Here is a 223-nt window from a genome sequence, read left to right as displayed (position 1 = left end):
CCGATTCCCTCGTATGGTGCGTTATTTTTGCGAACTTGCGGGCGTGAGTCGTAGTGGGTATTACGCTTGGCTTCGTCAAACAGATCAGCATATGGAGAGAGAACAGAATGACGAAAAAGATTACGAACTGATTCAAGAGATTTTTTACCGAAAAGAGAAAAAACGTGGAGCTCGTTTTATCAAAATGGAGTTAGAAAATACAAAGGGGATTTGTATGAATCTC

General features: G+C 40.8%; 1 pseudogene. It reads left to right on the top strand.

Features of this window, described 5'->3' with window-relative positions:
* Positions 1-223, top strand: a pseudogene (locus MR058_RS23905) (IS3 family transposase); the annotation flags it as partial.

This window comes from Bacillus cereus group sp. BfR-BA-01430, assembly GCF_022663115.1.
Lineage (GTDB): Bacteria > Bacillota > Bacilli > Bacillales > Bacillaceae_G > Bacillus_A > Bacillus_A cereus_BD.
The sequence above is the reverse complement of the archived record's forward strand: the minus strand, read 5'-3'. Positions and strand labels throughout refer to the sequence as shown.